The 14,633-nt window shown below is 63.9% G+C and carries 11 protein-coding genes; 6 read left to right on the top strand and 5 right to left on the bottom strand.

Going from position 1 to position 14,633, the window contains the following annotated elements; all coding sequences use genetic code 11:
* The first annotated feature begins 219 nt into the window (after window positions 1–219).
* The gene (locus FHT79_RS23720) at window positions 220–1,464 is read left to right on the top strand and encodes an aromatic ring-hydroxylating dioxygenase subunit alpha (protein WP_028756678.1); all 1,245 of its coding nucleotides are present in this window, start codon (window positions 220–222) and stop codon (window positions 1,462–1,464) included.
* A gap of 145 nt (window positions 1,465–1,609) precedes the next feature.
* On the top strand, window positions 1,610–2,080 hold the full coding sequence (locus tag FHT79_RS23725; RefSeq protein WP_028757704.1) for a BA14K family protein: 471 nt from the start codon (window positions 1,610–1,612) through the stop codon (window positions 2,078–2,080).
* 295 nt (window positions 2,081–2,375) lie between these two features.
* Here the strand turns inward: FHT79_RS23725 and FHT79_RS23730 are convergent, their stop codons facing one another.
* The gene (locus FHT79_RS23730) at window positions 2,376–3,371 is read right to left on the bottom strand and encodes a transporter (RefSeq protein ID WP_028757705.1); all 996 of its coding nucleotides are present in this window, start codon (window positions 3,369–3,371) and stop codon (window positions 2,376–2,378) included.
* Between the two features lie 211 nt (window positions 3,372–3,582).
* Between FHT79_RS23730 and FHT79_RS23735 the strand changes: the two genes are divergently transcribed.
* Both FHT79_RS23735 and FHT79_RS23740 read left to right on the top strand, forming a co-directional pair.
* Entirely contained in the window at window positions 3,583–5,361 is a 1,779-nt protein-coding gene (locus FHT79_RS23735; RefSeq protein ID WP_063476441.1) for an acyl-CoA dehydrogenase, read from the top strand.
* A gap of 9 nt (window positions 5,362–5,370) precedes the next feature.
* Window positions 5,371–6,126, top strand: a complete 756-nt coding sequence (locus tag FHT79_RS23740; RefSeq protein WP_183904247.1) for a crotonase/enoyl-CoA hydratase family protein — start codon at window positions 5,371–5,373, stop codon at window positions 6,124–6,126.
* A 20-nt stretch (window positions 6,127–6,146) separates the two neighbouring features.
* Here FHT79_RS23740 and FHT79_RS23745 read toward each other — a convergent pair whose 3' ends face one another.
* Genes FHT79_RS23745 through FHT79_RS23755 form a run of 3 tightly spaced genes read right to left on the bottom strand, consistent with a single transcriptional unit; the run spans window position 6,147 to window position 9,192 of the window.
* Window positions 6,147–7,157, bottom strand: a complete 1,011-nt coding sequence (locus tag FHT79_RS23745) for an MBL fold metallo-hydrolase (RefSeq protein WP_183904248.1) — start codon at window positions 7,155–7,157, stop codon at window positions 6,147–6,149.
* A gap of 2 nt (window positions 7,158–7,159) precedes the next feature.
* Complete coding sequence (locus tag FHT79_RS23750; protein WP_183904249.1) at window positions 7,160–8,410, bottom strand: class I SAM-dependent RNA methyltransferase; 1,251 nt, start codon at window positions 8,408–8,410, stop codon at window positions 7,160–7,162.
* Window positions 8,407–9,192 (bottom strand): TlyA family RNA methyltransferase, encoded by a 786-nt coding sequence (locus tag FHT79_RS23755; RefSeq protein ID WP_244604797.1) that lies wholly within the window; start codon window positions 9,190–9,192, stop codon window positions 8,407–8,409. The genes FHT79_RS23750 and FHT79_RS23755 overlap by 4 nt, the downstream gene beginning before the upstream one ends.
* 93 nt (window positions 9,193–9,285) lie before the next feature.
* On the opposite strand from FHT79_RS23755, the gene FHT79_RS23760 reads away from it, so the two are divergent.
* Window positions 9,286–10,323 (top strand): DUF4424 domain-containing protein, encoded by a 1,038-nt coding sequence (locus FHT79_RS23760; RefSeq protein ID WP_245433278.1) that lies wholly within the window; start codon window positions 9,286–9,288, stop codon window positions 10,321–10,323.
* A 218-nt stretch (window positions 10,324–10,541) separates the two neighbouring features.
* Window positions 10,542–12,479: a methyl-accepting chemotaxis protein gene (locus FHT79_RS23765; RefSeq protein WP_132574137.1), complete on the top strand. Its 1,938-nt coding sequence runs from the start codon at window positions 10,542–10,544 to the stop codon at window positions 12,477–12,479.
* 230 nt (window positions 12,480–12,709) lie between these two features.
* Here FHT79_RS23765 and dxs read toward each other — a convergent pair whose 3' ends face one another.
* Window positions 12,710–14,626 (bottom strand): 1-deoxy-D-xylulose-5-phosphate synthase, encoded by a 1,917-nt coding sequence (gene dxs, locus FHT79_RS23770; protein WP_097542842.1) that lies wholly within the window; start codon window positions 14,624–14,626, stop codon window positions 12,710–12,712.
* Between the last annotated feature and the right edge of the window lie 7 nt (window positions 14,627–14,633).

The raw sequence follows: 14,633 nt of genomic DNA on the forward strand, positions 1-14,633 counted from the left end.
CGATGAGAGTCGGGCGATGTGATCGACCGGGATGAGCCGCTTCAAGCCTTGCCGCATCCTGTCGTCAATTTCGAAGCCGATGTCGCATTACAACCAAGCGGCAACCATGCTCGGTGATTAAATGGCGCCATGAACAATTCTCCCGAAGGAGAAGGAAGCGGGCGCGCTTCCGCCAGCCCTCTGTTCGAGGGTGGCAACCGGGTGCACGAGGACATGAAGATGGATATTCGCAGCAACGTTTTGCGTCAGCTCAAGAGCCGCCGTGAGGGCTTCAGCCTCGAACAGCCGTTCTACATAGACGAGGATTATTTCCAGCTCGACATGGAGATGATCTATTATCGCGACTGGCTGTTCATCGGCCATGATTGCGAACTGCCGAAGCCGGGCGCCTATTTCACCGTCCAGATCGGCAGCTATCCCGTCGTCATCGTCCGCGGCAAAGACAATGTCATCCGCGCCTTCCACAACAGCTGTCGCCATCGCGGCTCGCGCGTCTGCACCAAGGAGCACGGCTCCTCCGTGCGGCTCGTCTGCCCCTACCATCAGTGGACCTATGATCTCGAAGGCAAGCTCGCCTTCGCCCGCCACATGGGCGATGATTTCGACAAGACCGGCTTCAATCTGAAACCCGTCCATTGCGAAGTCGTCGCAGGCTATGTCTTCATCTGCCTTGCCAACACCGCCCCGGATTTCCAGCCGGTGCGCGACAAGATCGAACCCTATGTCGCGCCGCACCGGATCAGCGAGAGCAAGGTCGCCTTCCAGAGCACGATCATCGAGAAGGGCAATTGGAAGCTCGTCTGGGAAAACAACCGCGAGTGCTATCACTGCGCCGCCAATCATCCCGAACTCTGCCGCACCTATCCCGAAGCCCCGAGTGTCACCGGCACGGATGGCGGCGCCGACGATCCGGAGATCGCCGGCCATTGGGCGCGCTGCGAGGCTGCCGGCCTGCCGAGCAAGTTCCAGATTTCGCCGGACGGCCAGTTCCGCACCGCCCGCATGCCGCTGATCGAAGATGCCGAAAGCTACACCATGTCGGGCAAGCGCGCCGTCAAGCGCCCGCTCGCCGACGATATCTCGATAAGCCATATCGGCACCATGCTGCTCTTCCACTACCCGACGACCTGGAACCACCTGCTCGGTGACCACGCCATCTCCTTCCGCGTGCTGCCGCTCAGCGCCAACGAGACGGCGGTGACGACCAAGTGGCTCGTCCACAAGGACGCCGTCGAAGGCGTGGATTATAATCTCGAGGAACTGACCCACGTCTGGACCGAGACCAACGACCAGGATCGCCGGATCGTCGAGGAAAACGCCTTCGGCATTCACTCGCCCGCCTATGAGCCCGGCCCCTATTCGTCGCTGCATGAAGGCGGCGTCATGCAGTTCCTCGAATGGTATTCGAACTTCATGGTGAACCGTCTGCAGGGCGACCAGGCGAAAATCTCGGCCGTTGCCTGACGCACACTGGCTGAGCCGGGCGGTTAATGTCCGGTTCAGTTCGGATTCTCTAAAAGGAAGCTGCCGGTCCCGGCGGCTTTTGGAACCATTCAGGGGCAAAAGCGTTGCTAGGCAGGCGGTGCTCGCTGTTGAATGGGAGAAAACAATGATCGGGCTGAGAAACAAGATTGCAACCGCAGTTCTGGCCGCCGCCGTCGTTCTGACGGGCTTTGCGCCGTCGCAGGCCATCCAGATGCCGACCGCTCCGCAGGTGGAAAAATCCTCGGCGGTCGAGGACGTCCAGTACCGCCGTTATTATCGCCGCGATTATTACCGGCCCGGCTATCGCCCCGGCGCCTATTACCGGCCCGGCTACTACGGCGGCTATCGCGGATATTCCTATTATCGCCCGGGCTATCGCCATTATAACGGCTACTGGTATCCGCTCGCCGCCTTCGGCGCCGGCGCAGTCATCGGCGGCGCCATCGTCGCCCAGCCGCGTTACGTCGAGCCCGCGCCCCGCATGGGTTCAAGCCACGTCGCCTGGTGCGCCAACCGCTATAGGTCCTATCGCGCCTACGACAATACGTTCCAGCCCTATAACGGCCCGCGCCAGCAGTGCTATTCGCCGTATTGAGGCAGGAAGCGCGCCGCGCTTTCGATCGCTCCGTGTCAATGCGGTGTGATGTGGTAGTCGTAACACCGCGCCATTCGCTGCATCGGCGGCGAGTTTGGCTGGAGCGTTCCCCCACCCTCCGTCATCCTCGGCCTTGAGCCGAGGATCCGTGCCCGCTGCTGATGGAGGCCCACATGGATCCTCGGGTGAGGCCCGAGGATGACGGAGGGTGGGGCGAGCTCTGTGGCAAGTTCCGCGACGTGTGATGGATAGCGAACCCAAGCTTCCCCCGCCAGTCACGCCAAACGCTTCCGCCTCAAAGAATATCCACCCGCCGCAGCAGCCACCAGGCAAACGCAATGGACGCGACGATCAGGGCGACGGCGTATTCGGTGCCGTAGTCGCCGACGGCGAAGGGCAGGTTGGCGGTGTTCATGCCGAAGAAACCGGTCACCAGGGTCGGCGGCAGCAGGAAGGCCGTCATGATCGACAGCAGATAGAGGTGGCGATTGGTTTCGGAGGATTGTTTCGAATCGATTTCTTCGTGCAGCAGGCGCGCCCGGTCCTGCAGCGCATAGATATCGTGGTCGACCGTTTCCAGCCGGCTGGTCAGGCGCCGCGCCACATCGTCGAAGCCGAAGGGCATCTCGTCGTCGTCGGCCGCCGCCGCACGGCGCATCAGCGCCAGCACCGTGCGCAGATGCCGATGCAGCCTGACCACGGTTCGCCGCACAGGCGCTAAGCGCCGGCGTTCGTCGCGCGGCGCGTTGTCGTAGACGATATCCTCGATCTGGTTCAGCTCTTCGGTGAGTTCGATGACGATCGTAATCAGCGTGCGCTGGAATTCGATCACCAGCAGTTCGAACAGATCGACCGGCCGCGAAAATTTGCCCGGGTTCTTCTCGATCAGCGCCCGCGCCCGTTCGACGCTGCGCAGCGGCTGCAGCCGCGTGGTGATGATGAAGCGATCGGACATGGCGAAATGCAGCCAGCCGAGATTGTTGGTGTCCTGGGCGAAATCGCGCTGGCAATCGACGAGCGTGCCATAGAGCATCTGCTCGTCGACGGTGATGGCCGCATGCGTATCCCGCGTCGTCAGCGCCGATTTCGCATCCTCCGTCAACCCGTCCAGGGTTTCGAGCAAGGCCGGCACCCGGGCGTCGACGAGGTTGAGGTGCAGCCAGTAGAAACAGTTGTCGGCGGTCAGTTCCGCCACCGTCGCACTATTGTTTAGTCGCACCGCGGTCTTTTCGTCGGGCGAGAAACGATAGGCCCAGACGAAACCGGGTATGGTGACGGGCAATGTATCCATTGGTCGCCGATCCTTTGCGAAGGCGATATCGTTCTTTAAAGTGTCTTCATGACGTTCATTTGCGCAAGGGTGCAAGAGCCAAGCGCCATGTTCAGGCAAACTATCACATGGCAGCCAAAGAAATCGAAATTGACGTTTACGTAAAAATCAATTAGCCCTTGCCTCGGAGGGGCTTTGCTGGGGTGCGAGGCCGTCTGCGGAGGAAAAGAGCATGTACAAGGCGCCCGTCGAGGAAATCGCGTTCACGTTGAAGCACGTAGCGGGCATGGGCGAGGCGATGTCACAAGGGCTGCTCGGTGATCTCGGCGAGGATCTCGTCGACGCCATCCTGGCCGAGGCGGGACGTTTTGCCACAGAGGAAGTGGCGCCTCTCGCCGACATCGGAGACCGCCAGGGCGCCCGTCTGGAGGGCGGCGAAGTCCGGCTGCCGGATGGCTGGCGCGATCTCTATCGCAATTGGATCGCCGGCGGCTGGAACGGACTGACCGCCCCCGAGGCGTTTGGCGGCCAGGCGCTGCCGCATATGCTGAATGTCGCGGCGCTGGAAATGTGGAACTCCGGCTCCATGGCCTTTGCGCTCGCCCCGACGCTGACGATGGGCGCCATCGAGGCGGTCAGCACCCATGGCAGCGCTGCGCTGAAAGACAAATATCTGGAGAAGATGGTGTCAGGCGAATGGACCGGCACCATGAACCTGACCGAGCCGCATGCCGGCTCCGATCTCGGCGTGCTGAAGGCCCGCGCCGAGCGCCGCGATGACGGCAGCTACCGTCTGTTCGGCCAGAAGATCTTCATCACCTGGGGCGAACATGACGCGGCCGACAACATCATCCATCTGGTGCTGGCCCGGTTGCCGGACGCGCCGGCCGGCACGCGCGGCATCTCGCTCTTCCTGGTGCCGAAATTCCTGGTCAACGACGACGGATCGCTTGGGCCCCGCAACGATCTCTTCTGCCATTCGCTGGAGCACAAGCTCGGCATCCATGGTTCGCCGACCTGCACGATGATCTACGGCGACGGAAAATTCGGCAGTGAAAAAGGCGCTGTCGGATGGCTGGTCGGCGAGGAGAACAAGGGACTGGCCTGCATGTTCACGATGATGAACAACGCCCGCCTTGCCGTCGGCATGCAGGGCGTGGCGATCTCGGAGGCCGCCACCCAGAAAGCAGTCGCCTATGCCAGGGAACGCACCCAGGGCAGGGCGCCGGGTTCAACCAGCGCCGGCATGAGCCCGATCGTCGACCATCCCGATGTCGCCCGCATGCTTCTGACCATGAAGGCGCTGACCCAAGGGGCACGCGCCATCTCCTATGCCTGCGCTCACGCGATCGACATGTCCCATCGCGCCGGTGACGATCGTCGCCACTGGCAGGAGCGCGCCGCTTTGCTGACGCCGATCGCCAAATCCTTTTCGACCGATGCCGGCGTCGACGTCGCCTCGCTCGGCATTCAGGTGCATGGCGGCATGGGCTTCATCGAGGAGACAGGCGCGGCGCGGTATCTCCGCGATGCCCGCATCGCCCCGATCTATGAGGGCACCAACGGCATCCAGGCGATCGACCTCGTCACCCGCAAGCTGCCGCTCTCCGGCGGCGAGCAGGTGAAGGGCTTCGTCGCCGAACTTCAGCAGATCGCCGATACCGTCCGCGGCTCCAATCTCGATGGTTTCGGCGAGACTGCCGTAAGGCTCGATGCCGCGATCGTCGATCTCGAACAGACGACCGCCTGGCTGATGAAGGCGCTTGCCGAGGAGAGGGCCGCCGAGGCGCTCTCGGGCGCGACGCCCTATCAGCGCCTCTTCGGCCTCGTGCTGACCGGCTGTTACCTCGCCAAGGGCGCTCTCGCCGAGGCCGCCGATGGTGCAGGTGAGGGCCGCATCGCGCTCTGCCGCTTCGCCGCCGAAAACCTGCTCGCCGAGACCGCAGCCCTTCGCGACCGGGTCGTCAATGGCGCGGCAAGCCTTGCCGCTGCCCGCATCCTGCTTGCCTGAGGAGACCCCATGACCGACCACATCATCGTCGAGCAGCCTTCCGCCTATCCCGGCGTCCAGTCCATCCGCTTCAACCGGCCGGAAAAGAAGAACGCCATCACCCGCCCCATGTACCGCATCATGGCCGATGCTTTGAATGCGGCCAATGCCGATCCCGGCATCCGCGCCACCGCCCTGCTCGGCACCGAGGGCTGCTTCTCGGCCGGCAACGACCTGAACGATTTTCTCGCTGCCGCAATGGGCGGCCGCGGCCTGGAGCAGGAGATCCTCGATTTCCTCTATGCACTGGTGAATGCCGAAAAACCCGTCGTCTCTGGCGTCGACGGTCTGGCGGTCGGCATCGGCACGACGATCCATCTCCATTGCGACCTGACCGTCGCCTCCAGCCGCAGCCAGTTCCGCACGCCCTTCGTCGATCTGGCGCTGGTGCCGGAGGCCGGTTCCAGCCTCGTCGCGCCGCGGCTGATGGGCCATCAGCGCGCCTTCGCCATGCTGGGCGCCGGCGAAGCATTTTCGGCCGAGGAGGCAAGGCAAGCCGGTCTGGTCTGGAAGGTTGTCGAGCCAGGCGAGGTCGATTCACTGACGCTTGGCCTGGCTGCAAAGCTCGCGGCCAAGCCGCCGGAGGCGCTGCGCATCGCCCGCGATCTTATTCGCGGCGATCGTGGCGAGATCATCGCCCGGATAGACGAGGAGGCCCGCTATTTCTCCGCGCGGCTGAAAAGCGCCGAGGCCCGGGCGGCCTTCGAAGCCTTCATGCGCCGCTAAGCGTCGCCTGACATCGTTTTTCAGGCAGCCGGCACATTGAATACTTCGCCGGCCCTGAGCGGCCGAAACCGTTCCGGGGGAATATCATGCTCGCTCATTGCGTCTTGCAACGCTCTTGCCGGCGCGTCGACCGATTCATTTGTCAGTTGGAACGTGGCGAAGTGATGCCCGGCCACATAGGCCGCATTTGCCAACTTCATCCCCATCACCGCCTCCTGCGGATTCTGGTGCTGCCCTTTCATGAACCAGCGCGGCTCATATGCGCCGAAGGGTAGAATGGCCAAGCGAAAGCCGCCATGTTTCCGCTGCGCCGCTTTGTAATTGATGCCGTGGTGAAAGCCCGTATCTCCGACGTGATAAATTTTTCCGGCTGGAGTCGACAAAACGAACGACGCCCAGAGTGCCATCCGGCGATCGGCGGTTCCGCGCGCGGACCAATGGTGTGCCGGCTCTGCATCAATGCTTATTCCGGCGTGGGAAATGCGCTCGCCCCAGTCCATCGATGTCGTCTGTATATCGGGCACGGCACGGCGAATGATCGTGTCATTGCCGAGTGGCGTCACGACACGCGGCCGATGCTTCGCACCCAACCGCCTGAGCGTTGCGATATCGAGATGATCATAGTGATTGTGCGATACCAGCACGAGATCGATTGGCGGCAAATCATCGAACGCGATGCCTGGTGGGACGACGCGCTTGGGCCCAGCAAAAGCGAAGGGACTTGCGCGTTCCGACCACACCGGGTCGGTGAGGATATTGAGCCCGGCGACCTGCACGAGCAGTGTTGCATGACCAACCATGGTCACCCTTAGATCCTCGCCGTCCACGCATGGACCCGGCTTGGCCGCCGGGTACGGACTTGGGACCGATTGCGGCCAACGCTGACGGCCACCGCCGAATTGCCAGCGCAGCAGATCGCGGAAACCAAGGGGCTCGATGCCGTCGGGATTGAAGAAATGCGCGCCGTCGAAATGATCGGACACCGGGCCGTTATAGTAGGGGTTGCGCCTTTTGGTCTTTCCGACAGGCACGCCTATTTCTCCAGTGTCGCCACCACCTCGACATGCGAGGTCCAGAGGAACTGGTCGATCGGCGTTACGCCAGTGATCCGGTAGCCGCCCTCGACGAGGATCGCGAGGTCGCGCGCCAGCGTCAGCGGATTGCAGCTGACGGCCGCGATCTTCTTCACGCCTGAGCGGGCAAGCTCCTTGCACTGGAACTCGGCGCCGGCGCGCGGCGGATCGAAGACGACGGCGTCAAAGGGCTTGAACTCCTGCGTCATCAGGGGACGGCGGAAGAGATCGCGCTTTTCGACGCTGACCGGCTTCAGCCCCTGCGTATTGCGGGCGGCGTGATCGAGGGCTGCGAGCGCCTTTGCCTCGGCTTCGACGGCATGCACGCGGCCGATCCGCGCCAGCTGCAGCGAAAACGTGCCGGCGCCGGCAAACAGATCGGCGATCCGTTTCGCCTTGCCGACATGAGCGAGCACCAGCTCCGCCATCGCCTGTTCCGCCGGCTTCGTTGCCTGGGTGAAGCCGCCCGGCGGCGGCGCAACCTGGATGCCGCCGAAATCGACCAGCGGCTTCGACGGCTCGATGAGGATTTCGCCATTCAGCGAAACGCGGGCGATGCCGCGCAGGCTGAGCACGGTCTCGACCGCCTTGCGCCGCTGCGGGTCGGAAAGTTTCTTCACCTCGTCGACCGAGATATCGAGGCCGGAAAGCGTTTCGAGCACGGAGATCCGGAAGGGCTCGGCATTGGTCGCCAGCGATGCGGCAATCGCCCTGATCGCCGGCAGCCGGGCGATGATCCCTGCCGACGAGATCGGACACTCCTCGATCGCGACGATATGATGGCTTTCGGCCTGGTTGAAGCCGATCAGCATGTCCTTCTCGGTCTTGCGTGCCGCAAACACCACGCGCCGCCGTTCGCCAGGGCGGGCCGGAACGATCTCGCCGACCGCGGGTGTCAGCCCTTTCGATTTCAGCGCGTCGATGACCAGCTGGCGCTTGAAGGCGCGGTAAGGGTCATCTGCCAGGTGCTGTAGCGTGCAGCCGCCGCAGGTGCCGTTCAGGCCGTCCGGGCCGAAATGCCGGCAGGGCGGCTCCTGCCGGTCGGGCGAGGGCGTGGTGATCGACATGATCGTGCCCTGGCTCTTGACGCGGGCGATCGCCACCGTTTCCCCGGGCAGGGAGAAGGGCACATAGACAGGTCCGCCGGCATTGCTGGCGATGCCGTCGCCCTGGGCGCCGAGTTTTTCGATCGTGACGGTTTCGGTGCTCACGGTTTCAATCCTGCCAGAAGGAATTCCTGATTGCCGTCGCCGCCGGAAATCGGGGAGGGGATGAGGCCGAGGCTGTTCCAGCCCATGTCCTCGATGAACCAGCGCTGCAGTTCGGCCGCGACGGCGGGCGCCGAGGCGGGATCCTTCAGCAGTCCGCCCTTGCCGATCGCCTCGCGCCCGGCCTCGAACTGCGGCTTGACGAGCAGCACGGCGATAGCACCCGGCTCGGCGATCTCCAGCGCCGGCGCCAGCGCCAGCTTCAGTGAGATGAAGGAGACGTCGGAAACGATGAAGGTGGCGGGATGGCCGATATCATCTGCCGTCAGGTTGCGGGCGTTGAGGCCTTCCTTGCTGGTCACGCGCGGGTCGCCTGATATGCGCGGATGCATCTGCCCATGGCCGACATCGATCGCGGTGACATGGACGGCGCCCCGTTGCAGCAGCACCTCGGTGAAGCCGCCGGTGGAAGCGCCGATATCGAGACAGTGATGACCGGCGGGATCGAGCCGGAAATGCTCGAGCGCGGCGGCAAGCTTCAGCGCGGCGCGCGAGACATAGTCCTGCGCCGGATCGTCGATCTCGATGACGGCATGCTCGCCGAACAGCGCGCCGGCTTTGGTTACCACCTGGCCGCCGATCCTGACGGTGCCGCGCTGGACGGCGTCGCGGGCGCGCGAGCGGCTGGCGAAAAGGCCGCGGGAGACGAGAAGCTGGTCGAGACGTTGACTGTTTTGATCGGACATCGGCTGTGAATGACCGGCAAAGCCGCCGGTTGCAAGCATTTTGTTCCCAAGAGCGTCATTGACCCTCAAAAGCTTTCGGCGATAATCCTGCCGCGGCGATCGCGGGGCGGGCCGCAGACACGGGGGTGTTTTATGCTGAAGCTCTTCACTCTGCCTGTCGTGGGGCCTGTCGCGGTGGGGCCTATCGCTGCGGGGCTTGTCGCGGCGGGGATAGCATCGCCCGCATTTGCGAACGATACGATGGCCGAGGTCAAGACCGGCGGGCTGATCTTCGCCCAATCCGACGATGTCAGCATGGCGCAAGAGGATCTTTTCATCTCCGCTTCGGAAGTGCGGGTCGACTATGTCTTCGAGAACAGCTCCGACAAGGATGTCGAAAGCCTGGTCGCCTTCCCGATGCCTGACATCACGGGCCAGATCGACAACATCTCCGCCATCTCGGATTATGACAGCGATAATTTCCTGCATTTCTCCACCGTGCAGGATGGCAAGCCGATCAGTGCCAAGCTGCAGCAGCGCGTCGTCTCGCTCGGCATCGACGTCACCGACGAGTTCGCCAAACACGGCATTCCCGTCCTGCCCTACAGCCAGAAGACCGCCGAGGCGCTCGCCAAGCTTCCCGAAACCGTCCGCAAGGACTGGATCGCCCGTGGCCTGATCTATTCCATGGGTTCGGGTGATGCCGGGGGCGATCTCGTGCCGCTCTGGACGCTGCGCTCGACCTATTGGTGGCGCACCACCTTTCCGGCGAAGAAGAAGGTCAGCGTCGAGCATCGTTACAAGCCGGCCGTCGGCGGCACCGTCGCCATCAGCTTTCTCGAAAATGGCGAGCCGAAGGGTGAACGCTTCGAGGAATATTCCCGCAAATACTGTCTGGACGGAGATTTCGTCAGGGTTGCCCAGCAGCGGGCCAGGGAAGCCGAGGCCGGAGGGGCGAACTATACCGAAAGCTGGATCTCCTATGTGCTGTCGACCGGCGCCAACTGGGCGGGGCCGATCCGGCGCTTCCAGCTGACGATCGACAAGGGCAAGCCCGCCAGCCTCATCAGCTTCTGCGGCAGCAACGTGCAGAAGATCGGTCCGACGACCTTCCGGATGACGGCTGAGGATTTCGATCCCTCGAAGGATTTCGACATCCTGATCCTCAATCCGCCGGAGGCGGCACAATAATCAGCGGCCCTGACCGCCGCAGCGCACAAATTTAAACAAATTTAAAGCCCGTCCGCATAGGTTTGGCTTGATTGCAGCGGTTCGTCCGAACTGTTTCGTGCCATGACGGCGCCGGCGTCCTATCGCCAATCATGTTCTCAGGTTCAGAAGTCCCTGCGGTTGCGCCTTTCGCGCCACCCGCCTTTCGCTGCGTCGACTGTCGTCAGGAGAAATCACCGATGTCCGCCAAAAACATATCCTTGAACGGTAAGCTTGCGGCCACGTTCGCAGCCCTCATCCTCATTTTTGTCGCCGTTTCCGCTTTCGTTTATTCCAAGGCGATGGCGTCGGCGGCCGCTTCCGCCGAGCAGGAAAAGTCCGAGCTGCTCGTCAACCAGATCGACGATGCGCTGCAGGCGATGCTCGAACAGGCCGTCAATCTGCGCGGCTTCATCCTTTTCCGCAGTGACAGCACCTATGGCGATGTCTTCGCCAATCGCGAGCGCATGCTGAAGGCGATTGCCGCCGCCAAGCAGACGGCCGCTGGCGAGCCGCAGCTGGTCGAGATGATCGACGGCATGCAGAAGGCCGCCGACCTCTATTTCCATGAACTCGCCGAGCCGCAGACCAAGGCGCGCAAGGAAACCGACATGCCGATCGAAGAGGTCGTCAAGATCGGCGTCAACGCCGCCAAGGGCCAGCTCGACGGCTTCCGCCAGGCCTCCGCCAAGATCAAGGCCAGCGCCCGTGAAAAGTCGAATGCGCTCGCCGCGGTCCGCGCCGATGCCAACCGCGATCTGAAGACGACGCTGCTTGCCGGCGGCATCCTCGCCTCGCTGGCCGCTGCCGTGCTCGCCTGGCTGATGTCGCGCACCATCGTCCGCCCGGTCGTCGGCATGACCGCAGCCATGGATCGCCTTGCCGGCGGTCAGAACGACATCGAGGTTCCGGCGGTCGAGCGCGGCGACGAAATCGGCCGCATGGCCCAGTCGGTGCTGGTCTTCAAGCAGGCTGCGATCGAGAAGCTGCGCCTTGCCGGCGAGACCGACCGCATGCGCGATGACGCCGAGCGCCAGCGCCGGGCAAACGACGAGCAGAAGGCGCGCGAGGAAGGCGAGCTCCGCCATGCCATCGACGCTCTGGCGGGCGGCCTTGCCGAGCTTGCCAATGGCGATATGGCCGGTCGTATCCAGACGCCGTTCGCCGCGCAATATGACAGCCTGCGCAATGACTTCAACCAGGCCGTCGAAAAGCTGCAGGCCGCTCTGCAGTCGGTCGGCCGCAACGCCTCGGCGATCAATGCCGGCGCCGGCGAAATCCGCTCGGCCGCCGACGATCTCGCCCACCGCACCGAGCAGCAGGCTGCCGCCGTCGAAGAGACTGCCGCAGCGCTCGAGGAAGTGACGACGACCGTGCGCGACAGCGCCAAGCGCGCCGAGGATGTCGGCAATCTCGTCGAGCGCACCCGCCTCGGCGCCGAAAAATCAGGTGAAGTCGTCCGCAAGGCGGTCTCCGCCATGCAGCAGATCGAGAAGTCCTCGGGCGAAATCTCCAACATCATCGGCGTCATCGACGACATCGCCTTCCAGACCAACCTCTTGGCTCTGAACGCAGGCGTCGAGGCAGCGCGCGCCGGCGATGCCGGCAAGGGCTTTGCCGTCGTCGCCCAGGAAGTGCGCGAACTCGCCCAGCGTTCGGCCAAGGCCGCCAAGGAGATCAAGGCTTTGATCACCACCTCGGGCGAACAGGTCGTCGCCGGCGTCTCGCTCGTCGGCGAGACCGGCAAGGCGCTGCAAGCGATCGTTTCCGAGGTGCAGGAGATCAACCACCACGTCAACGCCATCGTCACCGCCACCCGCGAACAGTCGATCGGCCTGCAGGAGATCAACACCGCCGTCAACAACATGGACCAGGGCACGCAGCAGAATGCCGCCATGGTCGAGGAGCAGACCGCGGCAAGCCATGCGCTCGCCCAGGAGGCAAACGCCCTCGACGAACTGCTGCGCCAGTTCAAGCTCGGCGAGGCAGCCCCGGCGCCGCGGGCAACCGTTGCCGGCGCAAACGCCCGCCCGGTCGCCTCTCCGGCCCACGCTCTCACCCGCACCGTCGCCAAGGCCTTCGGCGGCAGGCAGGCGAGCGCCGCGGCTGCCGTTCAGGAAGAGTGGACGGAGTTCTGAGAAGCGCTTTCTTCGGAAAGGCACGTTGAACAAAGGGGCGGTGCAGTGATGCGCCGCCTTTTTCTATTGAGATGACCTGCTTGGTGGCACCCTCATCCGCCTGCCGGCACCTTCTCCCCGAGGGGAGAAGAGTTTTGCGGCGACGTTTCGATTCCCTCTTCTCCCCTCGGGGAGAAGGTGCCCGTAGGGCGGATGAGGGGGCCACACGGCACGCCCTCACGTAGCCTCGGCTACCCAGCAACCCCAACCGCGACACCGCGCCCCAGCGCCTTGAACACCGTCGAGACGATGCCGGCGCGGTCGAGGCCCGCATGTGCGTTCATCGCTTCGGGCTTGGCCTGCTCCATCCAGATGTCGGGCATGACGAGCGAGCGCAGTTTCAGGCCGTTGTCGAGCAGGCCTTCGTTGGCGAGGAAGTGCATCACATGGCTGCCGAAGCCGCCGATCGAGCCTTCTTCGACGGTGATGACGATCTCGTGGTGGCGGGCAAGCTGGCGGATCAGCTCGTGATCGAGCGGCTTGGCGAAGCGCGCATCGGCGACCGTCGTCGACAGCCCCGCGGCATCGAGATCCTCGGCGGCGAGCAGACAATCGGCCAGCCTTGTGCCGAAGGAGAGCAGCGCTACCTTGGTGCCTTCCTTGACGATGCGGCCCTTGCCGATCTGCAGGATTTCGCCGCGCGCCGGCATGTCGACGCCGACGCCTTCGCCGCGCGGATAGCGGAACGAGATCGGCCCGGCATCATAGGCGACAGCCGTGCGCACCATGTGCTTGAGTTCGGCCTCATCGGCGGCCGCCATCACCACGAAGCCGGGCAGGGTGGTGAGGAAGGCGGTGTCGAAAGAGCCGGCATGCGTCGGCCCGTCGGCGCCGACGAAGCCGGCGCGGTCGATCGGAAAACGCACCGGCAGTCCCTGGATCGCCACGTCGTGCACGACCTGGTCGTAGGCGCGCTGCAGGAAGGTGGAGTAGAGGGCGGCGAAGGGCTTGTAGCCTTCCGCCGCAAGGCCGGCGGCGAAGGTCACGGCATGCTGTTCGGCGATGCCGACATCGAAGCAGCGAGACGGAAAGAGCTCGGCGAGCTTGTCGAGGCCGGTACCATTCGGCATGGCGGCGGTGATGCCGACGATCTTGTCGTCGAGCGCAGCCTCCTGCACCAGCGCTTCGGCAAAGACGCTGGTATAGCTCGGCGCATTCGGCTTGACCCTGGCCTGGGCGCCGGTGATGACGTCGAACTTGTTGACGCCGTGATATTTGTCGGCAGCTGCTTCCGCCGGCGGATAGCCCTTGCCCTTCTGGGTGACGACGTGGATCAGCACCGGTCCGCGGCCATTGTCGCGCACATTGCGCAACACGGGCAGCAGGTGGTCGAAGGAATGCCCGTCGATCGGGCCGATATGGTAGAAGCCCATCTCTTCGAACATCGTGCCGCCGGTGACATAGCCGCGCGCATGCTCGACGGCGCGGGTGATCGCCCGGTCGATGTTCTTGCCGAGATAGGCCGTCAGCTTCTTGCCGAGATCGCGGAAGCCCATATAGGTGCGGCCCGAGGCGAGGCGGGCGAGATAGGCGCTCATCGCGCCGGTCGGCGGCGCGATCGACATGTCGTTGTCGTTGAGGATGACGATCAGCCGGGCATCGAGCGCGCCGGCATTGTTCAGCGCCTCATAGGCCATGCCGGCCGACATCGCCCCGTCGCCGATGACGGCGATGACCCGGCGATCGGTCTTGTCGAGATCGGCGGCAATCGCCATGCCGAGGCCGGCCGAGATCGAGGTCGAGGAATGCGCCGCCCCGAAGGGATCATATTCGCTCTCGGCCCGGCGGGTGAAGCCGGACAGCCCGTCTTCCTGACGCAGCGTGCGGATGCGGTCGCGCCGGCCGGTGAGGATCTTGTGCGGATAACATTGATGGCCGACATCGAAGATCAGCCGGTCGTCAGGCGTGTCGAAGACGCTGTGGATGGCGATCGTCAGTTCGACGACGCCAAGACCGGCCCCGAGATGACCGCCGGTACGCGACACCGCATCGATCATCTCGTCCCGGACTTCGCGGGCGAGCTGCGGCAGGTCGCGATCCTCGAGCTTGCGCAGGTCGGCGGGATAGATGACCTGGTCGAGCAGGGGGGTCTTCGGCAGTTGTGTCACGGGCGGG

Source organism: Rhizobium sp. BK212 (genome assembly GCF_014197475.1).
Taxonomy (GTDB): Bacteria; Pseudomonadota; Alphaproteobacteria; order Rhizobiales; family Rhizobiaceae; genus Rhizobium; species Rhizobium anhuiense.

What these genes read in the sequence shown, in the direction of transcription:
- FHT79_RS23725 (WP_028757704.1), top strand. Translation starts at nt 1,610, where the DNA reads ATGATCGGGCTGAGAAACAAGATTGCAACCGCAGTTCTGGCCGCCGCC.
- FHT79_RS23755 (WP_244604797.1), bottom strand. Translation starts at nt 9,192, where the DNA reads ATGCTTGCAACCGGCGGCTTTGCCGGTCATTCACAGCCGATGTCCGAT.
- FHT79_RS23720 (WP_028756678.1), top strand. Translation starts at nt 220, where the DNA reads ATGGATATTCGCAGCAACGTTTTGCGTCAGCTCAAGAGCCGCCGTGAG.
- FHT79_RS23760 (WP_245433278.1), top strand. Translation starts at nt 9,286, where the DNA reads ATGCTGAAGCTCTTCACTCTGCCTGTCGTGGGGCCTGTCGCGGTGGGG.
- FHT79_RS23765 (WP_132574137.1), top strand. Translation starts at nt 10,542, where the DNA reads ATGTCCGCCAAAAACATATCCTTGAACGGTAAGCTTGCGGCCACGTTC.
- FHT79_RS23730 (WP_028757705.1), bottom strand. Translation starts at nt 3,371, where the DNA reads ATGGATACATTGCCCGTCACCATACCCGGTTTCGTCTGGGCCTATCGT.
- FHT79_RS23735 (WP_063476441.1), top strand. Translation starts at nt 3,583, where the DNA reads ATGTACAAGGCGCCCGTCGAGGAAATCGCGTTCACGTTGAAGCACGTA.
- FHT79_RS23740 (WP_183904247.1), top strand. Translation starts at nt 5,371, where the DNA reads ATGACCGACCACATCATCGTCGAGCAGCCTTCCGCCTATCCCGGCGTC.